Origin of the sequence: Streptomyces hamibioticus (genome assembly GCF_047946815.1) — a bacterium.
Taxonomy (GTDB): domain Bacteria; phylum Actinomycetota; class Actinomycetes; order Streptomycetales; family Streptomycetaceae; genus Streptomyces.
In genome coordinates, this window is the sequence record NZ_JBKKQY010000001.1 from 6282990 (window position 1) to 6309759 (window position 26770).

26 protein-coding genes are annotated in these 26770 nt (G+C 71.1%); 25 read left to right on the forward strand and 1 reads right to left on the reverse strand.

Features of this window, described 5'->3' with window-relative positions; all coding sequences use genetic code 11:
* Nucleotides 1–58 precede the first annotated feature (58 nt).
* The 13 genes from ACLGIH_RS28550 to nusB all read left to right on the forward strand — a co-directional run bounded on the left by ACLGIH_RS28550 (nucleotide 59) and on the right by nusB (nucleotide 12981).
* The gene (locus ACLGIH_RS28550; protein WP_416528153.1) at nucleotides 59–502 is read left to right on the forward strand and encodes a DUF948 domain-containing protein; all 444 of its coding nucleotides are present in this window, start codon (nucleotides 59–61) and stop codon (nucleotides 500–502) included.
* 7 nt (nucleotides 503–509) lie between these two features.
* A complete protein-coding gene (locus ACLGIH_RS28555) occupies nucleotides 510–878 on the forward strand; it encodes a hypothetical protein (protein WP_416528154.1) in 369 nt (122 codons plus the stop codon).
* Nucleotides 878–3550, forward strand: coding sequence for an alanine--tRNA ligase (gene alaS / locus ACLGIH_RS28560; RefSeq protein WP_416528155.1), 2673 nt, complete (start codon nucleotides 878–880; stop codon nucleotides 3548–3550). Before ACLGIH_RS28555 ends, alaS begins: the two co-directional genes overlap by 1 nt.
* Nucleotides 3550–4014: a Holliday junction resolvase RuvX gene (gene ruvX / locus ACLGIH_RS28565; protein WP_416528156.1), complete on the forward strand. Its 465-nt coding sequence runs from the start codon at nucleotides 3550–3552 to the stop codon at nucleotides 4012–4014. The genes alaS and ruvX overlap by 1 nt, the downstream gene beginning before the upstream one ends.
* A gap of 122 nt (nucleotides 4015–4136) precedes the next feature.
* Nucleotides 4137–5843 carry an endolytic transglycosylase MltG gene (mltG, locus tag ACLGIH_RS28570; protein ID WP_416528157.1) on the forward strand — a complete coding sequence of 569 codons (1707 nt, stop codon included), beginning with the start codon at nucleotides 4137–4139 and terminating at the stop codon, nucleotides 5841–5843.
* Nucleotides 5824–6663 carry a shikimate dehydrogenase gene (locus ACLGIH_RS28575; protein WP_416528158.1) on the forward strand — a complete coding sequence of 280 codons (840 nt, stop codon included), beginning with the start codon at nucleotides 5824–5826 and terminating at the stop codon, nucleotides 6661–6663. Before mltG ends, ACLGIH_RS28575 begins: the two co-directional genes overlap by 20 nt.
* 178 nt (nucleotides 6664–6841) lie before the next feature.
* The gene (gene aroC / locus ACLGIH_RS28580; protein ID WP_416528159.1) at nucleotides 6842–8026 is read left to right on the forward strand and encodes a chorismate synthase; all 1185 of its coding nucleotides are present in this window, start codon (nucleotides 6842–6844) and stop codon (nucleotides 8024–8026) included.
* Complete coding sequence (locus ACLGIH_RS28585) at nucleotides 8023–8538, forward strand: shikimate kinase (protein WP_416528160.1); 516 nt, start codon at nucleotides 8023–8025, stop codon at nucleotides 8536–8538. Before aroC ends, ACLGIH_RS28585 begins: the two co-directional genes overlap by 4 nt.
* On the forward strand, nucleotides 8535–9626 hold the full coding sequence (gene aroB / locus ACLGIH_RS28590; RefSeq protein WP_416528161.1) for a 3-dehydroquinate synthase: 1092 nt from the start codon (nucleotides 8535–8537) through the stop codon (nucleotides 9624–9626). The genes ACLGIH_RS28585 and aroB overlap by 4 nt, the downstream gene beginning before the upstream one ends.
* 134 nt (nucleotides 9627–9760) lie before the next feature.
* Entirely contained in the window at nucleotides 9761–10615 is an 855-nt protein-coding gene (locus ACLGIH_RS28595; protein ID WP_416528162.1) for a Pro-rich N-terminal domain-containing protein, read from the forward strand.
* 180 nt (nucleotides 10616–10795) lie between these two features.
* Entirely contained in the window at nucleotides 10796–11908 is a 1113-nt protein-coding gene (locus ACLGIH_RS28600) for an aminopeptidase P family protein (protein ID WP_416528163.1), read from the forward strand.
* Between the two features lie 69 nt (nucleotides 11909–11977).
* Nucleotides 11978–12544 (forward strand): elongation factor P, encoded by a 567-nt coding sequence (gene efp / locus ACLGIH_RS28605; protein ID WP_416528164.1) that lies wholly within the window; start codon nucleotides 11978–11980, stop codon nucleotides 12542–12544.
* Between the two features lie 2 nt (nucleotides 12545–12546).
* The gene (nusB, locus tag ACLGIH_RS28610; RefSeq protein ID WP_416528165.1) at nucleotides 12547–12981 is read left to right on the forward strand and encodes a transcription antitermination factor NusB; all 435 of its coding nucleotides are present in this window, start codon (nucleotides 12547–12549) and stop codon (nucleotides 12979–12981) included.
* Between the two features lie 133 nt (nucleotides 12982–13114).
* Here the strand turns inward: nusB and bldD are convergent, their stop codons facing one another.
* Nucleotides 13115–13618 (reverse strand): transcriptional regulator BldD, encoded by a 504-nt coding sequence (gene bldD, locus ACLGIH_RS28615; protein WP_018570201.1) that lies wholly within the window; start codon nucleotides 13616–13618, stop codon nucleotides 13115–13117.
* A gap of 287 nt (nucleotides 13619–13905) precedes the next feature.
* Between bldD and pyrR the strand changes: the two genes are divergently transcribed.
* The 12 genes from pyrR to coaBC all read left to right on the forward strand — a co-directional run bounded on the left by pyrR (nucleotide 13906) and on the right by coaBC (nucleotide 26712).
* Nucleotides 13906–14484, forward strand: coding sequence for a bifunctional pyr operon transcriptional regulator/uracil phosphoribosyltransferase PyrR (gene pyrR, locus ACLGIH_RS28620; protein ID WP_416528166.1), 579 nt, complete (start codon nucleotides 13906–13908; stop codon nucleotides 14482–14484).
* A gap of 113 nt (nucleotides 14485–14597) precedes the next feature.
* The gene (locus ACLGIH_RS28625; RefSeq protein ID WP_416528167.1) at nucleotides 14598–15578 is read left to right on the forward strand and encodes an aspartate carbamoyltransferase catalytic subunit; all 981 of its coding nucleotides are present in this window, start codon (nucleotides 14598–14600) and stop codon (nucleotides 15576–15578) included.
* Between the two features lie 5 nt (nucleotides 15579–15583).
* The gene (locus ACLGIH_RS28630; RefSeq protein WP_416528168.1) at nucleotides 15584–16870 is read left to right on the forward strand and encodes a dihydroorotase; all 1287 of its coding nucleotides are present in this window, start codon (nucleotides 15584–15586) and stop codon (nucleotides 16868–16870) included.
* A complete protein-coding gene (locus ACLGIH_RS28635) occupies nucleotides 16867–17433 on the forward strand; it encodes a PH-like domain-containing protein (protein ID WP_416528169.1) in 567 nt (188 codons plus the stop codon). The genes ACLGIH_RS28630 and ACLGIH_RS28635 overlap by 4 nt, the downstream gene beginning before the upstream one ends.
* Nucleotides 17430–18572, forward strand: coding sequence for a glutamine-hydrolyzing carbamoyl-phosphate synthase small subunit (gene carA, locus ACLGIH_RS28640; protein ID WP_416528170.1), 1143 nt, complete (start codon nucleotides 17430–17432; stop codon nucleotides 18570–18572). Before ACLGIH_RS28635 ends, carA begins: the two co-directional genes overlap by 4 nt.
* Nucleotides 18565–21873, forward strand: coding sequence for a carbamoyl-phosphate synthase large subunit (gene carB, locus ACLGIH_RS28645; RefSeq protein WP_416528171.1), 3309 nt, complete (start codon nucleotides 18565–18567; stop codon nucleotides 21871–21873). The genes carA and carB overlap by 8 nt, the downstream gene beginning before the upstream one ends.
* Before the next feature lie 81 nt (nucleotides 21874–21954).
* The gene (locus ACLGIH_RS28650) at nucleotides 21955–23067 is read left to right on the forward strand and encodes a quinone-dependent dihydroorotate dehydrogenase (protein WP_416528172.1); all 1113 of its coding nucleotides are present in this window, start codon (nucleotides 21955–21957) and stop codon (nucleotides 23065–23067) included.
* Nucleotides 23060–23899, forward strand: coding sequence for an orotidine-5'-phosphate decarboxylase (pyrF, locus tag ACLGIH_RS28655; RefSeq protein ID WP_416528173.1), 840 nt, complete (start codon nucleotides 23060–23062; stop codon nucleotides 23897–23899). The genes ACLGIH_RS28650 and pyrF overlap by 8 nt, the downstream gene beginning before the upstream one ends.
* Before the next feature lie 256 nt (nucleotides 23900–24155).
* Complete coding sequence (locus ACLGIH_RS28660) at nucleotides 24156–24479, forward strand: integration host factor (RefSeq protein ID WP_190206445.1); 324 nt, start codon at nucleotides 24156–24158, stop codon at nucleotides 24477–24479.
* Between the two features lie 37 nt (nucleotides 24480–24516).
* Nucleotides 24517–25074, forward strand: coding sequence for a guanylate kinase (gene gmk / locus ACLGIH_RS28665; RefSeq protein WP_416528174.1), 558 nt, complete (start codon nucleotides 24517–24519; stop codon nucleotides 25072–25074).
* Between the two features lie 58 nt (nucleotides 25075–25132).
* The gene (rpoZ, locus tag ACLGIH_RS28670; protein WP_416528175.1) at nucleotides 25133–25405 is read left to right on the forward strand and encodes a DNA-directed RNA polymerase subunit omega; all 273 of its coding nucleotides are present in this window, start codon (nucleotides 25133–25135) and stop codon (nucleotides 25403–25405) included.
* A 104-nt stretch (nucleotides 25406–25509) separates the two neighbouring features.
* Nucleotides 25510–26712, forward strand: coding sequence for a bifunctional phosphopantothenoylcysteine decarboxylase/phosphopantothenate--cysteine ligase CoaBC (gene coaBC, locus ACLGIH_RS28675; RefSeq protein ID WP_416528176.1), 1203 nt, complete (start codon nucleotides 25510–25512; stop codon nucleotides 26710–26712).
* The last annotated feature ends 58 nt before the right edge of the window (nucleotides 26713–26770 follow it).

Consider the following 26770-nt stretch of genomic DNA (forward strand, 5'->3'; position numbering starts at 1 on the left):
AGGCTCGGGGGACGACTTTTTCGATGTTCTCGATGTTCAGGCACGTTTCAGGGAGCGGGTGCACACAGTGTCCGGTGGAGAGGTTGCCGGGATCCTGGTGGCCGTCTTCTGGGCGATCCTGGTCTCCTTCCTCGCCGTCGCACTGGCGAGGCTGGCCCAGACGCTCAAGGCGACCACCAAGCTCGTGGCGGACGTGACCGACCAGGCCGTCCCGCTGCTGGCCGACGCCTCCTCGGCGGTGCGCTCCGCGCAGACCCAGATCGACCGGGTCGACGCGATCGCCTCCGACGTCCAGGAGGTCACGTCGAACGCGTCCGCGCTGTCGACCACCGTCGCCTCCACCTTCGGCGGCCCGCTGGTCAAGGTCGCGGCCTTCGGCTACGGCGTGCGCCGGGCGATCGGCGGCCGCAAGGAGGACGTGCCGGCCGGGCAGTCGAGGCGTACCGTGCTCGTGGGCCGGACCGTCCCGGCCGCACGGCGGATGAAGCGGAAGAAGGACTGAGCCCAGGATGTTCCGCCGTACGTTCTGGTTCACCAGCGGCGTCGCCGCCGGAGTGTGGGCCACCACCAAGGTCAACCGGAAGCTGAAGCAGCTGACCCCCGAGAGCCTCGCCGCGACCGCGGCCGACAAGGCGATCGAGGCGGGCGGCCGGCTGAAGGACCGCGCGGTGGGCTTCGCCCTCGACGTCCGCGACAACATGGCCCGGCGGGAAGCCGAACTGGGCGACGCGCTCGGGCTGAACGCCTCCGTCGACCCGGACCGCGAACTCCCCGCACCGCGGCACCACGCCGTGATCGAGAACCGCAACGACCCGAAGTCCGCCCTGTCGCACCCGGACAGGACGACGTACTCGTACAACCGGAATGAGGACCACTGATGGAGTCGGCCGAGATCCGCCGCCGCTGGTTGAGCTTCTTCGAGGAGCGCGGGCACACCGTCGTGCCTTCGGCGTCGCTCATCGCGGACGACCCGACTCTGCTCCTGGTCAACGCGGGCATGGTGCCCTTCAAGCCGTACTTCCTCGGCGAGGTCAAGCCGCCCTACGCCCGCGCCACCAGCGTGCAGAAGTGCGTGCGCACGCCGGACATCGAAGAGGTCGGCAAGACCACCCGGCACGGCACGTTCTTCCAGATGTGCGGCAACTTCTCCTTCGGTGACTACTTCAAGGAAGGCGCCTGCAAGCTGGCCTGGGAGCTGCTGACCGGCGCCCAGGACAAGGGCGGTTACGGCCTGGACCCCGAGCGCCTGTGGATCACCGTCTACCAGGACGACGACGAGGCCGAGCGGATCTGGCGCGAGGTCGTCGGCGTCCCCGCCGAGCGCATCCAGCGCCTGGGCAAGAAGGACAACTTCTGGTCCATGGGTGTCCCCGGTCCCTGCGGACCCTGCTCCGAGATCAACTACGACCGCGGCCCCGAGTTCGGCGTCGAGGGCGGCCCGGCCGTCAACGACGAGCGGTACGTGGAGATCTGGAACCTGGTCTTCATGCAGTACGAGCGGGGCGAGGGCACCGGCAAGGAGGACTTCGAGATCCTCGGTGACCTGCCCGCCAAGAACATCGACACGGGCCTCGGCCTGGAGCGGCTCGCCATGATTCTGCAGGGCGTGCAGAACATGTACGAGATCGACACCTCCATGGCCGTCATCGACAAGGCCACCGAGCTGACCGGCGTGGCCTACGGCGACACCCACGAGTCGGACGTCTCCCTGCGCGTGGTCACCGACCACATCCGCACCGCCGTGATGCTCATCGGCGACGGCGTCACCCCCGGCAACGAGGGCCGCGGCTACGTGCTGCGCCGCATCATGCGCCGCGCCATCCGCAACATGCGCCTGCTCGGCGCCACCGGTCCGGTCGTCAAGGACCTGATCGACGTCGTGATCGGCATGATGGGGCAGCAGTACCCCGAGCTGATCACCGACCGCGAGCGGATCGAGAAGGTCGCCCTGGCCGAGGAGAACGCCTTCCTCAAGACGCTGAAGGCCGGCACCAACATCCTCGACACCGCCGTCGCCGACACCAAGGCCGCCGGCTCCACCGTGCTCCCCGGCGACAAGGCCTTCCTGCTCCACGACACCTGGGGCTTCCCGATCGACCTCACCCTGGAGATGGCCGCCGAGCAGGGGCTGTCCGTGGACGAGGACGGCTTCCGGCGCCTGATGAAGGAGCAGCGGGAGCGGGCCAAGGCCGACGCCCAGGCCAAGAAGACCGGCCACGCCGACCTCGGCGCCTACCGCGAGATCGCCGACCGGGCCGGTGCCACCGACTTCATCGGCTACACCGACACCGAGGGCGAGTCCACGGTCGTCGGCATCCTGGTCGACGGCGTCTCCTCGCCCGCCGCCACGGAGGGCGACGAGGTCGAGGTCGTCCTGGACCGCACCCCGTTCTACGCCGAGGGCGGTGGCCAGATCGGCGACACCGGCAGGATCAGGACCGACTCCGGTGCCGTGATCGAGGTCCGCGACTGCCAGAAGCCGGTCCCGGGCGTGTACGTCCACAAGGGCGTCGTCCAGGTCGGCGAGGCCACCGTCGGCGCCAAGGCCCACGCCTCGATCGACGCCCGCCGCCGCACGGCCATCGCCCGCGCCCACTCGGCCACCCACCTCACCCACCAGGCCCTGCGCGACGCCCTCGGCCCGACGGCCGCCCAGGCCGGTTCCGAGAACCAGCCCGGCCGCTTCCGGTTCGACTTCGGCTCGCCGTCCGCCGTCCCGACGGTGGTGATGACCGACGTCGAGCAGAAGATCAACGAGGTGCTCGCCCGCGACCTCGACGTGCGTGCCGAGGTCATGGGCATCGACGAGGCCAAGAAGCAGGGCGCCATCGCCGAGTTCGGCGAGAAGTACGGCGACCGGGTGCGCGTGGTGACCATCGGCGACTTCTCCAAGGAGCTGTGCGGCGGCACCCACGTGCACAACACCGCCCAGCTCGGCCTGGTCAAGCTGCTCGGCGAGTCCTCCATCGGCTCCGGTGTGCGCCGGATCGAGGCCCTGGTCGGCGTGGACGCCTACCACTTCCTCGCCCGTGAGCACACGGTCGTCAACCAGCTCACCGAGCTGCTCAAGGGCCGCCCGGAGGAGCTGCCGGAGAAGGTCTCCGCCATGCTCGGCAAGCTGAAGGACGCCGAGAAGGAGATCGAGAAGTTCCGCGCCGAGAAGGTCCTCCAGGCCGCCGCCGGTCTCGCCGAGTCCGCCAAGGACGTGCGCGGCGTCGCCCTGGTGACCGGGCAGGTCCCGGACGGCACCGCCGCCGACGACCTGCGCAAGCTGGTCCTCGACGTGCGCGGCCGCATCCAGGGCGGCCGGGCCGCCGTGGTGGCCCTGTTCAGCACGGTGGGCGGCAAGCCGCTGACGGTCATCGCCACCAACGACGCCGCCCGCGACCGCGGCCTGAAGGCCGGTGACCTGGTCCGCACGGCGGCCAAGACCCTCGGCGGCGGCGGTGGCGGCAAGCCGGACGTCGCCCAGGGCGGCGGCCAGAACCCGGCCGCCATCGGCGAGGCCGTCGAGGCCGTCGAGCGCCTGGTCGCGGAGACGGCCAAGTAATGCGCCGAGGACGCCGGCTCGCGATCGACGTCGGGGACGCCCGGATCGGGGTCGCCTCGTGCGACCCCGACGGGATCCTCGCCACCCCGGTCGAGACGGTCCCCGGCCGTGACCTTCCGGCGGCGCACCGCCGTCTGAAGCAGCTGGTCGAGGAGTACGAACCGATCGAGGTCGTCGTCGGGCTCCCGCGCTCACTCAAGGGCGGCGAGGGCCCAGCCGCGGCCAAGGTCCGCGGCTTCGCCCAGGAGCTGGCCAAGGGCGTCGCGCCGGTCCCGGTCCGGCTGCTCGACGAGCGGATGACGACCGTGACGGCCAGTCAGGGACTGCGCGCCTCGGGCGTGAAGTCCAAGAAGGGACGCTCCGTCATCGACCAGGCCGCCGCTGTGATCATCCTCCAGCAGGCACTGGAATCCGAACGGGTGTCAGGGGAAGCACCCGGCGAGGGCGTCGAAGTGGTCATCTGATCGCGATACGGTAACGTTCCGCGCGATGCGGCGGCATTCGAACAGCCACCGCACAGCAAGAGGCGGAACGGAGGCCGGCCGCATCAGCCGCGCGCCCGCCGTCTCGCGGCTCTAGGGGATCGATGACTGAGTATGGCCGGGGCCAAGGCTCCGAACCGTGGCATCCGGAGGACCCGTTGTACGGGGACGTCGGATGGGGAGGACAGCAGGCCCAGCAGGGTCCGCAGTCCCCCTACGGCGGCCAGCCACAGCACTATCCGGAGCAGCCGCAGCAGTCGCAGTACGGCGACTGGGGCGACGGCGGGCAGTCCGCGTACGGCCAGGAGCAGCAGCAGTACGGGCAGCACCACGGCGGGCAGCACCACGGCGGGCACTACGACCAGCCGTACCCGGCCCAGGCCCAGCACCAACAGCAGTACGGCGACGGAGGCTGGCCCACCGGCGCGCAGTACCCCGATCCGGCCGACCCGTACGGCCAGCCGGCCGCGGCCGGCTACGGAGCCGAGCAGCACGACTACTACGGCACCCCGGACGCGTACCCGCCGCCGGAGCCGCCCGGCCGCCGGCGCGCGGAACCGGAGCCGCAGGCGACCGACTGGGACCCGGGCCCCGACCAGGGCGAGCACGCCTTCTTCGCGGGTGCCGACGACGACCGTGACGGCGACCGCGAGGACGACGGCGACGTCGGCGAGCGGGCCGGCGGCGGACGCGGCGGCCGCGGGGGCGGCCGTGGCGGCGGCAAGCCGAAAAAGAGCCGGAACGGTTTTGCCTGCCTCGTGGTGTGCCTGGTGCTCGGCGGCGGCGTCGCGGGCGTCGGCTACTTCGGCTACCAGTTCTACCAGGACCGCTTCGGGTCGGCCCCGGACTACGCGGGAGCCGGCAACGGCGAGCAGGTGACCGTCACCATCCCCAAGGGCGCCGACGGCTCGGCCATCGGGCAGGAGCTCAAGCGCAAGGGCGTGGTCAAGAGCGTCGAGGCGTTCGTCGTCGCCCTGCAGACCAACCCCAGGAGCAAGAGCATCCAGGACGGCGTCTACACGCTGGAGAAGGAGATGTCGGCCGACGCCGCGGTCGAACTGATGCTCAGCCCCGAGAGCCGCAACAACCTGATCATCGCCGAGGGCAGGCGCAACGCCACGGTCTACGAGCTGATCGACAAGCGCCTGGAACTGAAGGCGGGCACCACGGCCGAGGTCGCCGAGACCGAGTACAAGAGCCTCGGACTGCCCGACTGGGCGCTGGAGCACAAGAACGTCAAGGACCCCCTGGAGGGCTTCCTCTACCCCTCCAGCTACGCGGTCGCCAAGGGCCAGAAGCCCGAGGACGTGCTGAAACAGATGGTGGAGCGGGCCGCCGAGAAGTACGAGGAACTCGGCTTCGAGAAGAAGGCCGAGAGCCTCGGACTCGAGAGCCCCTGGGAGCTGGTGACGGTCGCCAGCCTGGTGCAGGCCGAGGGCAAGACCCACGAGGACTTCCGCAAGATGTCCGAGGTGGTCTACAACCGGCTCAAGCCCACCAACACCGAGACCAACCAGTTGCTCCAGTTCGACTCGACGTACAACTATCTGAAGAAGCAGAGCAACATCCACATCAGCGAGTCCGAGATCAACAGCAACAAGGACCCGTACAACACCTACACCAACAAGGGACTGCCGCCCGGGCCCATCGGCAACCCCGGTGAGGAAGCACTGCGGGCCGCGCTGAACCCCACCGACGAGGGCTGGATCTACTTCGTCGCCACCGACGGGGTGCACAAGACCGAGTTCGCCAAGAACTACAAGGACTTCCAGAAGCTCAAGGAAAAGTTCGATGCCAACGCCGGCAACTGACGCGCGCCGGGCGGCCGTGCTCGGTTCCCCGATCGCCCACTCCCTCTCCCCGGTGCTGCATCGCACGGCATACGCCGAGCTGGGCCTCCGGGGCTGGTCGTACGACCGTTTCGAGGTCGACGAGGCGACGCTGCCGGGCTTCTTCGAGGGACTGGGTCCCGAGTGGGCGGGACTGTCGCTGACCATGCCGCTGAAGCGGGCGGTGATCCCGTTGCTCGACGAGATCAGCGCGACGGCCGCCTCGGTCGACGCCGTGAACACCGTCGTCCTCTCCGAGGACGGGCGCAGAACCGGCGACAACACGGACATACCCGGCATGGTCGCGGCCCTGCGCGAGCACGGCATCGAGGAGGTCGGCACCGCGGCCATCCTCGGCGCCGGGGCCACGGCCTCCTCCGCGCTGGCGGCACTGGCCCGGGTCTGCACCGGCCAGGTCGCCGTCTACGTACGCAGCCGGGCCCGCGCCGCCGAGATGCGCGGGTGGGCCGAGCGCCTGGACGTCGACGTACGCATCGCCGACTGGGCGGACGCCGCGGAGGCGCTGCGCGCCCCGCTGGTCGTGGCCACCACCCCCGCCGGCGCGACCGACGCGCTCGCGGCCTCCGTCCCGGAGATGCCCGCGACCCTCTTCGACGTGCTCTACGAGCCGTGGCCGACCGCGCTGGCCGCCCGCTGGTCGGCGCACGGCGGGGCCGTCGTCAGCGGCCTCGACCTGCTGGTGCACCAGGCGGTGCTCCAGGTGCAGCAGATGACGGGCCGCGTCCCGGCCCCGCTCGCCGCCATGCGCAAAGCGGGCGAGCAGGCGCTCGCCGCCCGCTGACCGCGCCGTCCGCCGTCCGCGTGTCCGTCCGCCTGGTGGACCGGCGGCCGGGTCCGGGCGCCGGACGTGGGAGGATCGTAGGTGGCGGACCGGAGCCGCGCACCCGGTCACGCCGTCGCCGTACGCGAGGACACGCGTACACAGGGCAGTACCGGGGCGCGAGCACTGAGGAGCACCGTTGAGCAGGTTGCGCTGGCTGACCGCGGGGGAGTCCCACGGTCCCGCACTCGTCGCGACGCTGGAGGGTCTGCCCGCCGGCGTGCCGATCACCACGGACCTGGTGGCGGACCATCTGGCGAGGCGGCGGCTGGGCTATGGGCGCGGTGCCCGGATGAAGTTCGAGCGGGACGAGGTCACCTTCCTCGGCGGGGTGCGGCACGGCCTCACCCTGGGCTCGCCGGTGGCGATCATGGTCGGCAACACGGAGTGGCCGAAGTGGGAGCAGGTGATGGCGGCCGATCCGGTGGACCCGGAGGTGCTGGCGGGCCTGGCCCGCAACGCGCCGCTGACCCGGCCGCGCCCGGGCCACGCCGACCTCGCCGGCATGCAGAAGTACGGCTTCGACGAGGCCCGGCCGATCCTGGAGCGCGCCTCGGCGCGCGAGACCGCGGCCCGTGTGGCGCTGGGCGCCGTGGCCCGGTCGTACCTGAAGGAGACGGCCGGGATCGAGATCGTCTCCCACGTGGTGGAGCTGGCCGCCGCGAAGGCGCCGTACGGCGTCCTGCCGACCCCGGCGGACGTGGAGCGGCTGGACGCCGACCCGGTGCGCTGTCTGGACGCGGACGCCTCGAAGGCGATGGTCGCGGAGATCGACCAGGCGCACAAGGACGGTGACACCCTCGGCGGCGTGGTCGAGGTGCTGGCCTACGGGGTGCCGGTCGGCCTGGGCTCGCACGTGCACTGGGACCGGCGGCTGGACGCCCGCCTCGCCGCCGCGCTGATGGGCATCCAGGCCATCAAGGGCGTGGAGGTCGGCGACGGCTTCGGCCTGGCCCGGGTGCCGGGTTCGAAGGCGCACGACGAGATCGTCACGGGCCCCGAGGGCATCAAGCGCGCGACCGGCCGCTCCGGCGGCACCGAGGGCGGGCTCACCACCGGTGAGCTGCTGCGCGTCCGCGCCGCGATGAAGCCGATCGCCACCGTGCCGCGTGCGTTGCAGACGGTGGACGTGGCGACGGGCGAGGCGGCCCAGGCCCACCACCAGCGCTCCGACGTCTGCGCCGTGCCGGCCGCGGGCATCGTCGCGGAGGCGATGGTCGCGCTGGTGCTCGCCGATGCGGTGGCGGAGAAGTTCGCCGGCGACAGCGTGACCGAGACCCGCCGCAACGTGCGGTCCTACCTCGACTCCCTGGCGATCCGATGACCGCACCGCTGCTGGTCCTGGTCGGTCCGATGGGGGTGGGCAAGTCCACCGTGGGGCAGCTGCTGGCCGAGCGCCTGGACGTCGGCTACCGGGACACCGACGAGGACATCGTCGCCGCCGCGGGCCGTTCCATCGCCGAGATCTTCGTGGACGAGGGCGAGGACGCCTTCCGTGCCATGGAGAAGCGGGTCGTGGCCCGCGCGCTGGCGGAACACGACGGTGTCCTCGCCCTCGGCGGCGGTGCCGTGCTGGACGACGACACCCGGGCGCTGCTGGCGGGGCAACGGGTGGTGTACCTGTCGATGGACGTCGAGGAGGCGGTCCGGCGCACCGGCCTGAACGTCGCGCGCCCGTTGCTGGCGGTCAATCCGCGCAAGCAGTGGCGGGAGCTGATGGAGGCCCGCCGCCACCTGTACGAGGAGGTCGCCACCGCCGTCGTCGCCACCGACGGGCGTACGCCCGAAGAGGTCACCGAAGCCGCCCTGGAAGCACTGGAGTTGAAGGAAGCATGAGCGAGGCAGTCACCCGGATCGCCATCGGCGGCACCGCGGGCACCGATCCGTACGAGGTGCTGGTGGGCCGTCAGCTGCTCGGCGAGCTGGCCGGGCTGATCGGGGAGAAGGCCAAGCGGGTCGCGGTGATCCACCCCGAGGCGCTCGCCGAGACCGGTGAGGCGCTGCGCGCCGACCTGGCCGGGCAGGGCTACGAGGCGATCGCGATCCAGGTGCCGAACGCGGAGGAGGCCAAGACGGCGGAGGTGGCCGCCTACTGCTGGAAGGCACTGGGCACCTCCGGGTTCACCCGCACCGACGTGATCGTCGGTGTCGGCGGCGGCGCCACCACCGACCTGGCCGGGTTCGTGGCGGCCACCTGGCTGCGCGGGGTGCGCTGGATCGCGGTCCCGACCACCGTGCTGGCGATGGTCGACGCCGCCGTGGGCGGCAAGACCGGCATCAACACCGCCGAGGGCAAGAACCTGGTGGGGTCCTTCCACCCGCCGGCCGGGGTGCTGTGCGACCTGGCGGCGCTGGACTCGCTGCCGGTCAACGACTACGTCTCGGGGCTGGCGGAGGTGATCAAGGCCGGTTTCATCGCCGACCCGGTGATCCTGGACCTGATCGAGGCCGACCCGCAGGCCGCGCGTACCCCGGACGGCCCGCACACCGCCGAGCTGATCGAGCGTTCGATCCGGGTGAAGGCCGAGGTGGTCTCCTCGGACCTGAAGGAGTCGGGGCTGCGGGAGATCCTCAACTACGGTCACACGCTGGGCCACGCGATCGAGAAGAACGAGCGCTACCAGTGGCGGCACGGGGCCGCGGTCGCCGTCGGGATGCACTTCGCCGCCGAACTGGGCCGTCTGGCGGGCCGGCTGGACGACGCCACCGCCGACCGGCACCGCACCGTCCTCGAAGCGGTCGGCCTGCCCCTGCACTACCGCCACGACCAGTGGCCCAGGCTCCTGGAGACCATGAAGGTCGACAAGAAGTCCCGCGGCGACCTGCTGCGCTTCATCGTCCTCGACGGCCTCGCCAAGCCCACCGTGCTGGAAGGCCCCGACCCGGCCGTTCTCCTCGCCGCCTACGGGGAAGTCGGCGAGTAGGCACGGGCACTTCGCACCGCCCCCGGCCGTTCACCAAACGACGACCGGGGGCGGTACCGTTCGGTACCGGCGGGCCCGTCCCGCCGTCAGCGCCCATCGCCTGAGTACTGAAGAACGAGACGGAGTGGCACCGGATGCAGCACGCAGTGGGTTCTCCGCTGCCGCCGCCCCACCAGCCGGGGCACGGACCGGCCTTCGGCTGGTCACCGGCCGCACACCACCCGGGAGCGCACCAGAGCTCCGCCCCCGTGCCCCCGCCTCCGCCGGCACAGGGCTACCCCGGGCAGCAGCCGCCGCACCCCGCGGGGGCGCCGCGCCCCGCCCAGGGCCCGCCCCCGCGGGACACCACAGGTCATGTACCACTGCCCCCCGGCGGTCCCGTCGCCGCGCCCAGCGCACCGCCCGCGGCGGCCGCCGCCCCGGACCCGTCCGGCACCACCCTCGCGGTGCTGCTCATCGGGCCTGCGGGCGCCGGCAAGACCAGCGTCGCCAAGTACTGGGCGGACCACCGACGCGTTCCCACCGCCCACATCAGTCTCGACGACGTACGCGAGTGGGTCCGCTCGGGCTTCGCCGACCCGCAGACCGGGTGGAACGACAACTCCGAGGCCCAGTACCGCCTCGCGCGGCGCACCTGCGGTTTCGCCGCGCGGAACTTCCTCGCCAACGGCATATCGTGCATCCTCGACGACGCGGTCTTCCCCGACCGCCCCGTCGTCGGCCTCGGCGGCTGGAAGCGGCACGTCGGCCCCGGCCTGCTCCCGGTCGTCCTGCTGCCCGGCCTGGACATCGTCCTGGAGCGCAACGCGGAACGGTCGGGCAACCGCCGCCTCACCGACGAGGAGGTCGCCCGCATCCACGGCCGCATGGCCGGCTGGTACGGATCCGGCCTCCCGATCATCGACAATTCGCAACTGGACGTCCCGGAGACGGCGAGGGTCCTGGACGAGGTCCTGGCGAGGTCGATAGCCAGCCCGCCGAACTGGTGACGAAGGGGACCGAGCCACCCTGAAGGGGCGCGGGGAACTGCGCGAGCACCCCCGCCGTCCCGCAGACACCACGCGACAGCCCCCGCACCCCCAGGGGCGACCGGACCCGCACAACCCGCACACCGCCCACTCGGCCTCTCCCGAACGGCGTGACCCGTGCGGAGCGCATACGCTCGGCACATGTCAGAGGTGTACGCGGCCCGCCGAACCCGCCTACGCGAACGCTGCACCGCGGGCGGCAGCGCGGCGGCGCTGGTCTCCCGCCCCGCCAATGTGCGCTATCTCGCGGGCGCCGCCCCGCACGGCGCCGTCCTGCTGCTCGGCAGGAGCGACGACCAGGACCTGCTGCTGTGCGCGGGGCCCCCCGAGGACCGCCCTGCCCAGGGCCGCCCCGACGAGGCCCTGCGCGTGCGCGCCCTGCCCGGTTCCATCGGTGACCCGGCCGTCGCCGCCGCCGGCATGGCCGCGGGCGAAGGCACCGAGTCCCTCGCCGTGGAGGAACACCACCTGACCGTCGCCCGGCACCGGGCACTGCGCTCCGTCGCCCCGGACCTGCGGCTCACCGACCTCGACCGCGCCGTCGAACAGCTCCGGGTGGTCAAGGACGAGGAGGAGATCTCCTGTCTGCGCATCGGCGCCGAGATCGCCGACCAGGCCCTCGGTGAACTCCTGGAGTCCATCCTGGTCGGCCGTACCGAACGGCACCTGGCCCTGGAGCTCGAACGCCGCCTGGTCGACCACGGCGCCGACGGCCCCGCCTTCCCGACCTCGGTCGGCACCGGCCCGAACGCCGGGCGGCCCGGCCACCGCCCCACCGACCGGCGGGTGGAAGAAGGCGACTTCCTCACCGTCTGCCTCGGCGCGACCTACCGCGGCTACCGCTGCGAGATCGGCCGGACCTTCGTCATCGGCACCTCGCCGGCCGACTGGCAGATCGAGCTGTACGACCTCGTCTTCGCCGCCCAGCGGGCCGGCCGTGAGGCCCTCGCCCCCGGCGCGGCCTGCCGCGAGGTGGACCGTGCCGCACGGCAGGTACTGGACAGCGCCGGGTACGCGGAGCACCTTCCGGCGCTCACCGGTCATGGAGTCGGACTCGAAATCGACGAGGACCCTCAGCTGGCCCCGTCGGCCATGGGTAAACTGGACGCTTGCGTGCCGGTCACCGTCGAACCGGGGGTCCACCTCCCGGGCCGGGGTGGTGTCCGGATCGATGACACGCTCGTCGTACGCCCCGAGGCGGACGGCGGACCCGAGCTACTCACCATCACGACCAAGGAGCTGCTCGCGCTCTAGCCTTCGCGCTGTGCGCATCGCCTGCCCCGGGGTCGTCCACGTCAGTCCAGTCCAGGAGATTCCTCAACCGTGGCTTCCACGAACGACCTCAAGAACGGCATGGTGCTCAAGCTCGAAGGCGGCCAGCTCTGGTCCGTCGTCGAGTTCCAGCACGTCAAGCCCGGCAAGGGCCCGGCCTTCGTGCGCACCAAGCTCAAGAACGTGCTCTCCGGCAAGGTCGTCGACAAGACCTTCAACGCCGGTGTCAAGGTCGAAACGGCCACCGTCGACAAGCGTGACATGCAGTTCTCCTACATGGACGGCGACTACTTCGTCTTCATGGACATGGAGACCTACGACCAGCTGCACATCGACCGCAAGACGGTCGCGGACGCCGCCAACTTCCTCGTCGAGGGCTTCACGGCCACCGTCGCCCAGCACGAGGGCGAGGTGCTCTTCGTCGAGCTGCCCGCCGCCGTCGAGCTGACCATCCAGGAGACCGAGCCGGGCGTCCAGGGCGACCGCTCCACCGGCGGCACCAAGCCGGCCACCCTGGAGACCGGCCACCAGATCCAGGTCCCGCTCTTCATCACCACCGGTGAGAAGATCAAGGTCGACACCCGCACCAGCGACTACCTCGGCCGGGTGAACAGCTAACCGTGGCTGCCCGCAACACGGCCCGCAAGCGCGCCTTCCAGATCCTCTTCGAGGGCGACCAGCGCGGTGCCGACGTCCTGACCGTCCTCGCGGACTGGATCCGGCACTCCCGGTCCGACACCCGGCAGCCGCCGGTGAGCGAGTACACGATGGAGCTGGTCGAGGGATACGCGGCGCACGCGACCCGGATCGACGAGCTGATCGCCCAGTACTCGGTCGGCTGGACGCTCGACCGCATGCCGGTCGTCGACCGCAACATCCTGCGCCTCGGCGTCTATGAGCTGATCTGGGTCGACGGGACCCCGGACGCCGTCGTCCTCGACGAGATGGTGCAGCTGGCGAAGGAGTTCTCCACGGACGAGTCGCCCTCGTTCGTCAACGGACTGCTCGGCCGGCTGAAGGACCTCAAGCCCTCGCTCCGCAGGGACGAGGCCTGAGAGGCACCGGGACACGCAGGCGCGAGACACACAGACGCCGGAGGGCCCGCAGCACGCTCGCTGCGGGCCCTCCGGCGTCGTCTCCGTCTTCCGCAAGGGCGACGGCACGTTTCTGCTGATGTGTGCCGAACGGTCAGGCCTCTTCGTGGGACGCCACCGCACGGCGGGCGTCCGCGTCCAGCACGCCCCAGCTGATCAGCTGCTCGGTGAGGACCGAGGGGGACTGGTCGTAGATGACGGCGAGGGTGCGCAGGTCGTCCTGGCGGATCGAGAGCACCTTGCCGTTGTAGTCACCGCGCTGCGACTGGATCGTGGCCGCGTAGCGCTGCAGGGGGCCGGCCTTCTCGGCCGGCACGGTGGCGAGCCGCTCCAGGTCCAGGACCAGCTTCGGCGGCGGCTCGGCGGCGCCGCCGGGGGTGGTCCCCGGAAGGAGCTCCTGCACGGGAACGCCGTAGAAATCCGCCAGCTCGGCGAGGCGCTGCACGGTCACCGCACGGTCGCCGCGCTCGTACGAACCGACCACCACGGCCTTCCAGCGTCCCTGGGACTTCTCCTCGACACCGTGGAGGGAAAGGCCCTGCTGGGTGCGGATCGCACGGAGCTTGGCCCCGAGCTGTTTGGCGTATTCGCTGGACATATGGCTCCCCGGACACTGTGTCGACGCGGCCGGCTCGAATTCCATGCCGCGCAGTTGGTAACTCACTGTGAGGTTACGCAGCGTTACTCTTCTGCGTCAAGCCGAATGGTCCGCACCGACTCTTCCGTGCTATCAGCACCTGGTTCGGCCAAAGGAGTGACAGGGCTGCGCCAATGGGGTGACGGGGGCGCGAGCCGGCCGGCCGTCGGCACCTGCTACGGTGGGTGGCGCAATCCCGACGTCCTTTAAGGTCCGTCCCGTGAGGCGGAGAAGGAGGTCCGTTTCGTATGGACAAGCAAGACACGCAGTCCGACGCGAGGCCCGTTCTCGAAGGGCCCGACATCGCGCGCGTGCTGACCCGCATCGCCCACGAGATCGTCGAGCGCGCCAAGGGCGCCGACGACGTGGTGCTCCTCGGCATTCCGACCCGAGGCGTCTTCCTCGCCCGGCGGCTCGCCGCCAAGCTGGAGCAGATCACCGAGCGCAAGGTTCCGGTCGGTTCGCTCGACATCACCATGTACCGCGACGACCTGCGCATGCACCCGCCGCGCACGCTCGCTCGCACCGAGATCCCCGGTGACGGCATCGACGGCCGCCTGGTCGTCCTCGTCGACGACGTCCTGTTCTCCGGCCGCACCATCCGCGCCGCCCTCGACGCCCTGAACGACATCGGACGTCCCCGCGCGGTGCAGCTGGCGGTCCTGGTCGACCGCGGCCACCGGGAACTGCCCATCCGCGCCGACTACGTCGGCAAGAACCTCCCCACGTCGCTGCGGGAGACGGTCAAGGTGCAGCTCGCCGAGGAGGACGGCCGGGACACCGTGCTGCTCGGTGCCAAGCCGGCCGCCCCGGGCGCGCAGCAGTAGGGCACGGGCGGCCGTACCCCACCACGGGGGCGTACCCACCGCCGCACGTCTGCCGTCGCGTGCCCTCGCACGCCCGAATCCTCCTGAATGAACTGCCTTACGGAGCCTGACAGATGCAGCGTCATCTCATCTCGGCCGCCGACCTCACCCGCGACGACGCCGTCCTGATCCTCGACACCGCCGAGGAGATGGCCCGGGTCGCCGACCGGCCGATCAAGAAGCTGCCGACCCTGCGCGGCCGCACCGTCGTCAACCTCTTCTTCGAGGACTCCACGCGGACCCGGATCTCCTTCGAGGCCGCCGAGAAGCGCCTGTCCGCGGACGTCATCAACTTCTCCGCGAAGGGGTCGAGCGTCTCCAAGGGCGAGTCCCTGAAGGACACCGCCCAGACGCTGGAGGCCATGGGCGTCGACGCCGTGGTGATCCGGCACGGCGCCTCCGGCGCCCCCTACCGCCTGGCCACCTCCGGCTGGATCGACGCCCACGTCATCAACGCCGGCGACGGCACCCACCAGCACCCGACCCAGGCCCTGCTCGACGCCTTCACCATGCGCCGCCGGCTGATCGGCCCGGACGCCGGTCTCGGCAGGGACCTCGCCGGCTGGCGCATCACCATCGTCGGCGACGTCCTGCACAGCCGGGTCGCCCGCTCCAACGTCGACCTGCTGCACACCCTCGGCGCCGAGGTCACCCTCGTCGCCCCGCCCACCCTGCTGCCGGTCGGCGTCGGGACCTGGCCGTGCGAGGTGTCGTACGACCTGGACTCGACGCTCACCAAGTCCGACGCGGTGATGATGCTGCGCGTGCAGCGCGAGCGGATGAACGCCGCGTTCTTCCCGACCGAGCGCGAGTACTCGCGCCGCTACGGCCTCGACGGCGACCGCATGGCGCGGATGCCCGAGCACGCCATCGTGATGCACCCCGGCCCGATGGTGCGCGGCATGGAGATCACCGCCGAGGTCGCCGACTCCGGCCGCTGCACCGTCGTCGAACAGGTCACCAACGGCGTCTCCATCCGGATGGCCGTCCTCTACCTGCTGCTGGGCGGCAACGAGCCCGCCGTCACCCGGCCCCGTACCACCGAGGAGAAGTAAGACAGATGAGCAAGACCCTGATCCGTGGTGCGAAGGTGCTCGGCGGCGAGCCGCGGGACGTGCTGATCGACGGCTCGGTCATCGAGGCGGTCGGCCAGGATCTGTCCGCCGACGGCGCCGAGGTCGTCGAGGCCGGCGGCAAGGTGCTGCTGCCCGGCCTGGTCGACCTGCACACCCACCTGCGCGAGCCCGGCCGCGAGGACTCCGAGACCGTGCTGACCGGCACCCGCGCGGCGGCCACCGGCGGCTACACCACCGTGTTCGCCATGGCCAACACCTTCCCGGTCGCCGACACCGCCGGCGTGGTCGAGCAGGTGTGGCGGCTGGGCAAGGAGTCCGGCTACTGCGACGTGCAGCCGATCGGCGCCGTCACCGTGGGCCTGGAGGGCAGCAAGCTCGCCGAGCTGGGCGCCATGCACGACTCCGCGGCCGGCGTCACCGTCTTCTCCGACGACGGCAAGTGCGTGCACGACGCCGTGATCATGCGCCGCGCCCTGGAGTACGTGAAGGCCTTCGGCGGCGTCATCGCCCAGCACGCCCAGGAGCCGCGGCTGACCGAGGGCGCCCAGATGAACGAGGGCGTCGTCTCCGCCGAGCTGGGGCTCGGGGGCTGGCCGGCCGTCGCCGAGGAGTCGGTCATCGCCCGGGACGTGCTGCTCGCCGAGCACGTCGGCTCCCGCGTCCACATCTGCCACCTCTCGACCGCCGGGTCGGTGGAGATCGTCCGCTGGGCGAAGTCCCGCGGCATCCAGGTCACCGCCGAGGTCACCCCTCACCACCTGCTGCTCACCGACGAGCTGGTGCGCACGTACAACCCGGTCTACAAGGTCAACCCGCCGCTGCGCACCGAGCGGGACGTCATGGCGCTGCGCGAGGCGCTCGCCGACGGCACGATCGACATCGTCGCCACCGACCACGCCCCGCACCCGCACGAGGACAAGGACTGCGAGTGGGCCGCCGCCGCCATGGGCATGGTCGGCCTGGAGACCGCGCTGTCGGTGGTCCAGGAGACCATGGTGGACACGGGCCTGCTGGACTGGGCCGGCGTCGCCGACCGGATGTCCGTCAAGCCCGCGCAGATCGGACAGGCCGCCGGCCAGGGCCGTCCCGTCTCGGCAGGTGAGCCCGCCAACCTCACCCTCGTCGACACGGCATACCGTGGCCCGGTGGACCCCGCGGGCTTCGCCTCGCGCAGCCGCAACACCCCCTACGAAGGGCGTGAGCTGCCGGGCCGTGTGACGCACACGTGGCTGCGGGGCAAGGCCACGCTCGTCGACGGGAAGCTCACGTGACACCTGTAATCCTGCTGGCCGCCGAGAAGGAATCGGCGCAAGTGACCGACTGGGCCGCCCGCATCGGCTGGGTCGTCGGCCTAGGCCTGTTCGTCGCGCTCGTGTACTGGCTGATGCGCGAGGGCTGGAAGTGGCGCAGCACCCTCCAGAGCGACCTGCCCGAGCTGCCCAGCGCGCCGGACGCCCCCGGCCCGGTGAAACTGAGCATGAGCGGCCGCTACCACGGCTCCACCACCGCCGGGCAGTGGCTGGACCGCATCGTGGCGCACGGCCTGGGCACCCGCAGCCGGGCCGAGGTCACCCTGACGGACGCGGGAGTCGACGTCGTACGCCCCGGCGCGACCGACTTCTTCGTCCCCACCGCCGCGCTGCGCGGCGCCCGGCTCGACAAGGGTATCGCCGGCAAGGTCCTCACCGAGGGCGGACTGCTGGTGGTGACCTGGGAGCACGGCGACAAGCTGATCGACTCCGGCTTCCGGTCCGACCGCGCGGCCGAGCACACCGAGTGGGTCGACACCCTGAACGAACTGATCAACAAGACGGAAACGGAAGGCGCACGATGACGACCTCCACCAGGGGAGCTGCCAGAACTCCCGCCGTACTCGTCCTGGAGGACGGCAGGGTCTTCCGCGGCCGTGCCTACGGGGCCGTGGGGGCCACCTTCGGCGAAGCCGTGTTCTCCACCGGCATGACCGGTTACCAGGAGACCCTCACCGACCCGTCGTACCACCGCCAGGTCGTCGTGATGACCGCCCCGCACGTCGGCAACACCGGCGTCAACGACGAGGACATGGAGTCGAAGAAGATCTGGGTCTCCGGCTACGTCGTGCGCGACCCCGCGCGCGTGCCCTCCAGCTGGCGCTCGACGCGCACGCTGGACGAGGAGCTGGCCGCCCAGGGCGTCGTCGGCATCTCCGGCATCGACACCCGCGCCCTCACCCGGCACCTGCGCGAGCGGGGCGCCATGCGGGTCGGCATCTTCTCCGGCAACGCGCTGCCCGACGAGGGCACCATGCTCGCCGAGGTCCGCCAGGCCCCCGAGATGTCCGGCGCCGACCTCGCCGCCGAGGTCGCCACCACCGAGCCGTACGTCGTCCCCGCGATCGGCGAGAAGAAGTTCACCGTCGCCGCCGTCGACCTCGGCATCAAGGGCATGACCCCGCACCGCATGGCCGAGCGCGGCATCGAGGTGCACGTGCTGCCCGCCACGGCGACCGTCGAGGACGTCTACGCGGTCAACCCGGACGGCGTGTTCTTCTCCAACGGCCCCGGTGACCCGTCCACCGCCGACCACCCCGTCTCCGTCATGCAGGGCGTCCTGGAACGCGGCACCCCGCTGTTCGGCATCTGCTTCGGCAACCAGATCCTGGGCCGCGCCCTCGGCTTCGGCACCTTCAAGCTGAAGTACGGCCACCGCGGCATCAACCAGCCGGTGCAGGACCGTACGACCGGCAAGGTCGAGGTCACCGCGCACAACCACGGATTCGCCGTCGACGCCCCGCTCGACAAGGTCTCCGACACCCCCTACGGCCGCGCCGAGGTCTCCCACGTCTGCCTCAACGACAACGTGGTGGAGGGGCTCCAGCTCCTCGACAGGCCGGCCTTCAGCGTCCAGTACCACCCCGAAGCGGCAGCGGGCCCGCACGACGCCGCATACCTGTTCGACCGCTTCGTTTCCCTGATGGAGGGCCAGCGTGCCTAAGCGCACCGATATCCAGTCCGTCCTGGTCATCGGCTCCGGCCCGATCGTCATCGGCCAGGCCGCCGAGTTCGACTACTCCGGCACCCAGGCGTGCCGCGTGCTCAAGGCCGAGGGCCTGCGCGTCATCCTGGTCAACTCCAACCCGGCGACGATCATGACCGACCCGGAGATCGCCGACGCGACCTACGTCGAGCCGATCACCCCCGAGTTCGTCGAGAAGATCATCGCCAAGGAGCAGCCCGACGCCCTGCTGCCCACCCTGGGCGGCCAGACGGCGCTGAACACCGCCATCTCGCTGCACGAGAACGGCGTCCTGGAGAAGTACGGCGTCGAGCTGATCGGCGCCAACGTCCAGGCGATCCACAAGGGCGAGGACCGCGACCTCTTCAAGGAGGTCGTGGAGGAGGTCCGCAAGAAGATCGGGCACGGCGAGTCCGCCCGGTCCTACATCTGCCACTCCATGGACGACGTCCTCAGGGGCGTCGAGGAGCTGGGCGGCTACCCGGTCGTCGTCCGCCCGTCCTTCACCATGGGCGGCGCCGGCTCCGGCTTCGCGCACGACGAGGAGGAGCTGCGCCGCATCGCCGGGCAGGGCCTGACCCTCTCGCCGACCACCGAGGTGCTCCTGGAGGAGTCCATCCTCGGCTGGAAGGAGTACGAGCTGGAGCTGATGCGCGACAAGAACGACAACGTCGTGGTCGTCTGCTCCATCGAGAACTTCGACCCCATGGGCGTCCACACCGGCGACTCGATCACCGTGGCGCCCGCGATGACGCTGACCGACCGCGAGTACCAGGTGCTCCGTGACGTCGGCATCGCGATCATCCGCGAGGTCGGCGTCGACACCGGCGGCTGCAACATCCAGTTCGCGGTCAACCCGGCCGACGGCCGCGTGATCGTCATCGAGATGAACCCGCGCGTGTCGCGGTCCTCCGCGCTCGCCTCCAAGGCGACCGGCTTCCCGATCGCGAAGATCGCGGCCAAGCTGGCCGTCGGCTACACGCTGGACGAGATCCCCAACGACATCACGCAGGAGACTCCGGCCTCCTTCGAGCCGACGCTCGACTACGTGGTCGTCAAGGCGCCTCGCTTCGCGTTCGAGAAGTTTCCGTCGGCGGACTCCACGCTGACCACCACCATGAAGTCGGTCGGTGAGGCCATGGCCATCGGCCGCAACTTCACCGAGGCCTTCCAGAAGGCGATGCGCTCGCTGGAGAAGAAGGGCAGCCAGTTCACGTTCGTCGGCGAGACCGGCGACAAGCAGGCGCTGCTGGAGGAGTCGGTCCGCCCCACCGACGGCCGGATCAACACGGTCATGCAGGCCATCCGCGCGGGCGCCACGCCGGAGGAGGTCTTCGAGTACACGAAGATCGACCCCTGGTTCGTCGACCAGCTCTACCTGATCAAGGAGATCGCCGACGAGCTGGCCGCCGCGCCCGAGCTGACCGCCGGCCTGCTCGCCGAGGCCAAGCGGCACGGCTTCTCCGACCAGCAGATCGGCGAGATCCGCGGCCTGCGCGAGGACGTCGTCCGCGAGGTGCGGCACGCGCTCGGCGTCCGCCCGGTCTACAAGACGGTCGACACCTGCGCCGCCGAGTTCGCCGCGAAGACGCCGTACTTCTACTCCTCCTACGACGAGGAGAGCGAGGTCGCGCCGCGCGAGAAGCCCGCGGTGATCATCCTGGGCTCCGGCCCGAACCGCATCGGCCAGGGCATCGAGTTCGACTACTCCTGCGTCCACGCCTCCTTCGCGCTCAGCGAGGCCGGGTACGAGACCGTGATGGTCAACTGCAACCCGGAGACCGTCTCCACCGACTACGACACCTCCGACCGGCTGTACTTCGAGCCGCTCACCCTGGAGGACGTGCTGGAGGTCGTCCACGCCGAGCAGCAGGCCGGCCCGGTCGCGGGCGTGGTCGTCCAGCTCGGCGGGCAGACCCCGCTGGGCCTGTCCCAGGCGCTGAAGGACAACGGCGTGCCGATCGTCGGCACCTCGCCCGAGGCCATCCACGCGGCCGAGGACCGCGGCGCCTTCGGCCGAGTCCTGAAGGAGGCGGGCCTGCCCGCCCCCAAGCACGGCACCGCCACCACCTTCGCCGAGGCCAAGGCCATCGCCGACGAGATCGGCTACCCGGTCCTGGTGCGCCCCTCCTACGTCCTCGGCGGACGCGGCATGGAGATCGTCTACGACGAGACCCGCCTGGAGTCGTACATCGCCGAGTCCACCGAGATCAGCCCCTCCCGGCCGGTCCTGGTCGACCGGTTCCTCGACGACGCCATCGAGATCGACGTCGACGCGCTCTACGACGGCGAGGAGCTGTACCTCGGAGGCGTCATGGAGCACATCGAGGAGGCCGGCATCCACTCCGGCGACTCGGCGTGCGCCCTGCCCCCGATCACCCTCGGCGGCTTCGACATCAAGCGGCTGCGCGCCTCCACGGAGGCCATCGCGGCCGGCGTCGGCGTCCGCGGCCTGATCAACATCCAGTTCGCGCTGGCCGGCGACATCCTCTACGTCCTGGAGGCCAACCCGCGCGCCTCGCGCACCGTGCCCTTCACCTCGAAGGCGACCGCGGTGCCGCTGGCCAAGGCCGCCGCCCGCATCTCGCTCGGCGACACCATCGCCGAGCTGCGCGCCGAGGGCCTGCTCCCGGCCACCGGCGACGGGGGCGAGCTGCCCCTGGACGCGCCGATCTCCGTCAAGGAGGCCGTGATGCCGTGGTCCCGCTTCCGGGACATCCACGGCCGCGGCGTCGACACGGTGCTCGGCCCGGAGATGCGCTCCACCGGCGAGGTCATGGGCATCGACTCCGTCTTCGGCACGGCCTACGCCAAGTCGCAGGCGGGCGCCTACGGCCCGCTGCCCACCAAGGGACGGGCGTTCATCTCGGTCGCCAACCGCGACAAGCGCTCGATGATCTTCCCGGCCCGCGAGCTGGTCGCCCACGGCTTCGAGCTGCTCGCCACCTCCGGCACGGCCGAGGTGCTCAAGCGCAACGGCATCCACGCCACGGTGGTGCGCAAGCAGTCCGAGGGCACCGGTCCGAACGGCGAGAGGACCATCGTCCAGCTGATCCACGACGGCGAGGTCGACCTCATCGTCAACACCCCGTACGGCACCGGCGGCCGCCTCGACGGCTACGACATCCGTACGGCGGCGGTGGCGCGGTCCGTGCCGTGCCTGACGACGGTCCAGGCGCTCGCGGCGGCGGTGCAGGGCATCGACGCCCTCAACCACGGCGACGTGGGGGTCCGCTCCCTCCAGGAACACGCCGCGTTCCTGACCGCGGCCCGCGACTAGCAGCCCCGAGGGGGACACCGGAAACGGTGTCCCCCTCTTCATGAGCCCCGACGGGCTCTGCACGAGGCTTCACGAGGACACATGTACAAGATCTTCTTCAGGCTGTTCTTCTCCCGCATGGACCCGGAACAGGCCCACCACCTCGCCTTCCGCTGGATCCGCCGCGCCGCCCGCATCCCGGTACTGCGCACCTTCCTCGCCGCCGCCCTCGCCCCCCGCCACGAGGAGCTGCGCACCGAGGCCCTCGGCCTGCGGATGCACGGCCCCTTCGGGCTCGCCGCCGGCTTCGACAAGAACGCCGTCGCCATCGACGGCATGGCCATGCTCGGCTTCGACCACGTCGAGATCGGCACGGTCACCGGGGAACCGCAGCCGGGCAACCCCAAGAAGCGGCTGTTCCGCCTGGTCGAGGACCGGGCGCTGATCAACCGCATGGGCTTCAACAACGACGGCTCGCTCGCCGTCGCCGCCCGCCTGGCCTCCCGTACGCCGGTCTTCAGGACCGTCGTGGGCGTCAACATCGGCAAGACCAAGGTGGTCCCGGAGGAGGAGGCCGTCGGCGACTACGTGAAGTCCGCCGAGCGGCTGGCGCCGTACGCCGACTACCTGGTCGTGAACGTGTCGTCGCCCAACACGCCCGGCCTGCGCAACCTCCAGGCCACGGAGGCGCTGCGCCCCCTGCTGAGCGCCGTCCGCGAGGCCGCCGACCGCGTGGTCACCACGCGCCGCGTGCCGCTCCTGGTCAAGATCGCCCCGGACCTCGCCGACGAGGACGTCGACGCGGTCGCCGACCTGGCCGTCGAACTGGGCCTGGACGGCATCATCGCCACCAACACCACCATCGCGCGCGAGGGACTCGGACTGGCCTCCGCACCCGGCCTGGTCCAGGAGGCGGGCGGCCTGTCCGGCGCCCCGCTCAAGGCCCGCTCCTTGGAGGTGCTGCGCCGCCTGTACGCGCGCGTGGGCGACCGGATCACCCTCGTCGGGGTCGGCGGCATCGAGACCGCCGAGGACGCCTGGCAGCGCATCCTGGCCGGAGCCACGCTGATCCAGGGCTACAGCGCCTTCATCTACCAGGGACCTTTCTGGGGCCGCGCCATCCACCAGGGCCTCGCCGCGCGCCTGCGCCGGAGCCCGTACGCCACCCTCGCCGACGCGGTCGGCGCCGACGTGAGGAAGACGACACGTGACTGAATCCTTCGGCGCGCGGCTGCGCCGCGCGATGGACGAGCGCGGTCCGCTCTGCGTCGGCATCGACCCGCACGCCTCCCTGCTCGCCGACTGGGGCCTGAACGACGACGTGACGGGCCTGGAGCGGTTCAGCCGCACGGTCGTGGAGGCGATGGCCGACCGGGTCGCCGTCCTGAAGCCGCAGAGCGCCTTCTTCGAGCGCTTCGGCTCCCGCGGCCTCGCCGTCCTGGAGAAGGCGGTCGAGGAGGCCCGGGCGGCCGGCGCGCTGGTCGTGATGGACGCCAAGCGCGGCGACATCGGCTCCACCATGGCCGCGTACGCCGAGTCGTTCCTGCACAAGGACGCCCCGCTGTTCTCGGACGCCCTGACCGTCTCGCCGTACCTCGGCTACGGCTCCCTGAGGCCGGCCGTCGAGCTGGCGCGGGCCAACGGCGCCGGGCTGTTCGTGCTGGCGCTGACCTCCAACCCCGAGGGCGGGGAGGTCCAGCACGCCGTCCGGGCCGACGGGCGCAGCGTCGGGGCGACGATGCTGGCGCACCTGGCGGCGGAGAACGCGGGGGAGGAGCCCCTCGGTTCCTTCGGCGCCGTGGTCGGTGCCACACTGGGTGACCTGTCCTCGTACGACCTGGCGATCAACGGTCCGCTGCTGGCCCCCGGCATCGGTGCCCAGGGCGCCACCCCGGCGGATCTGCCGCGGGTCTTCGGGGCGGCGGTGCGCAACGTGGTGCCGAACGTCAGCCGGGGTGTGCTGCGGCACGGCCCCGACGTCGGGGCGCTGCGCGCGTCCGCGGACCGGTTCGCACAGGAGATCCGGGACGCCGTGGTCTCCGCCTGAGTCTGGATAGAGTCCCAAATCCGAGGCAGTATGTCCTAAATGTCCGTCCTGACAAAGGCTGACCAGGACTTTTCCGCTGTTCTCGCTGACTCTGGCGGCCTTGACCGCTAGTCTCCGTCGAGTGGGGCCACCTCCCACGCCCTCGAGGCAGTGGGGGAGAACGGGCAAGCGTGTTGCTCGTGGCTCCCCAGGTGTGGGGCGACTAGGTTCCTCACCGGTCCGTATCCGACAGTTCGACATCCGAGGTGACGTAGGCGTGGCTCTTCCGCCCCTTACCCCTGAACAGCGCGCAGCCGCGCTCGAAAAGGCCGCCGCGGCTCGCCGGGAGCGGGCCGAGGTCAAGAATCGACTCAAGCACTCCGGCGCCTCCCTCCACGAGGTCATCAAGCAGGGCCAGGAGAACGACGTCATCGGCAAGATGAAGGTCTCCGCCCTCCTTGAGTCCCTGCCGGGCGTGGGCAAGGTCCGCGCCAAGCAGATCATGGAGCGACTGGGCATCTCCGAGAGCCGCCGCGTGCGCGGCCTCGGTTCCAACCAGATCGCCTCCCTGGAGCGCGAATTCGGCAGCACCGGCAACTGAGTCCGGACCACTCCGGTTCAACTGGAATAATCGCTGCATGAGTGAACGTCCGCGGCTGACCGTGCTCTCCGGCCCCTCGGGGGTCGGCAAGAGCACGGTCGTCGCCCATATGCGCAAGGAACACCCCGAGGTCTGGCTCTCGGTGTCGGCGACGACCCGCAAGCCCCGCCCCGGCGAGCAGCACGGAGTCCACTACTTCTTCGTCACCGACGAGGAGATGGACAAGCTGATCGCCAACGGCGAGCTGCTGGAGTGGGCCGAGTTCGCCGGCAACCGCTACGGCACGCCGCGTGCGGCCGTGCTGGAGCGGCTGGAGGCGGGTGAGCCGGTGCTGCTGGAGATCGACCTGCAGGGCGCGCGGCAGGTCCGCGAGTCCATGCCGGAGGCCCAGCTGGTGTTCCTGGCTCCGCCCTCCTGGGAGGAGCTGGTGCGCAGGCTCACCGGCCGCGGCACCGAGCCGCCCGAGGTGATCGAACGACGGCTGGCCGCGGCGAAGACCGAGCTGGCGGCCGAGCCGGAGTTCCACACGACGCTGACCAACACCTCCGTCGAGGACGTGGCGCGCGAGGTGCTAGCCTTGATGGACGTCGTGTGATCGCTGATCGTCGCTGATCGGCTCGACTTAATCTTTCCCATCCATCGGAAGGTAGAGCGTGTCCTCTTCCATCTCCGCGCCCGAGGGCATCATCAACCCGCCGATCGACGAGCTCCTCGAGGCCACCGACTCGAAGTACAGCCTCGTGATCTACGCGGCCAAGCGGGCCCGCCAGATCAACGCGTACTACTCGCAGCTCGGCGAGGGTCTCCTCGAGTACGTCGGTCCCCTCGTCGACACCCACGTCCACGAGAAGCCGCTCTCGATCGCCCTGCGCGAGATCAACGCGGGGCTGCTGACGTCCGAGGCCGTCGAGGGTCCCACGCAGTAGTATTTTCGGCTTTCAGCTGGCTTTTCCACAGGCCCGGCAGCGTGTCTGCCGGGCCTGTGGTGTGTGATGGGTGCATACGTTCTTCGAGGTCCCGGGGAGAGACGGTGGACAAGCCCAAGGTCGTTCTGGGGGTCAGTGGCGGCATCGCCGCCTACAAGGCCTGTGAGCTGCTGCGCAGGTTCACGGAGTCCGGACACGACGTCCGGGTCGTGCCCACCGCCTCCGCGCTGCAGTTCGTCGGGGCCGCCACCTGGTCCGCGCTGTCCGGCAACCCGGTCTCGACCGAGGTGTGGGACGACGTGCACGAGGTCCCGCACGTTCGCATCGGCCAGCACGCGGACCTGGTCGTGGTCGCCCCGGCCACGGCGGACCTGCTCGCCAAGGCCGCCCACGGCCTCGCCGACGACCTGCTGACCAACACGCTGCTCACCGCCCGCTGCCCCGTCGTCCTCGCCCCCGCCATGCACACGGAGATGTGGGAGCACCCGGCCACCCAGGAGAACGTGGCGACGCTGCGCCGCCGTGGCACGGTCGTCGTCGAACCGGCAGTCGGCCGCCTCACCGGCGTCGACACCGGCAAGGGCCGGCTGCCCGACCCGGCCGAGATCTTCGAGGCCTGCCGCCGGGTCCTCGCCCGGGGCGCGGCCGCACCGGACCTCGCCGGCCGGCACGTCGTCGTCAGCGCCGGCGGCACCCGCGAGCCCCTCGACCCCGTCCGTTTCCTCGGCAACCGCTCCTCGGGCAAACAGGGCTACGCCCTGGCCCGCACCGCCGCCGCGCGGGGCGCCCGGGTCACGCTGGTCGCGGCGAACACGTCCCTGCCGGACCCGGCCGGTGTGGACGTGGTGCCGGTGGGCACGGCGGTGGACCTGCGCGAGGCGGTGCTGCGGGCCGCGGCGGACGCGGACGCGGTCGTCATGGCCGCCGCGGTCGCGGACTTCCGGCCCGCGGTCTACGCCGCCGGGAAGATCAAGAAGAAGGACGACCGGGAACCCGAGCCCATCACCCTGGTACGCAATCCGGACATCCTCGCGGAGATCTCCGCCGACCGCGCCCGCCCCGGACAGGTCGTCGTCGGCTTCGCGGCCGAGACGGACGACGTCCTGGCCAACGGCCGCGCGAAGCTGAAGCGCAAGGGCTGCGACCTCCTCGTGGTGAACGAGGTGGGGGAGCGCAAGACCTTCGGAGCCGAGGAGAACGAGGCCGTGGTCCTCGGCGCCGACGGCAGCGAGACCCCCGTCCCGCACGGCCCGAAGGAGGCTCTGGCCGAGACGGTCTGGGACCTCGTGGCGGAACGGCTCGGCTGAACGCGCCGGGTCGCCGTGCCGCGCGCTCGAACCCCGCACATTCGAGCGTGGCGCCCCT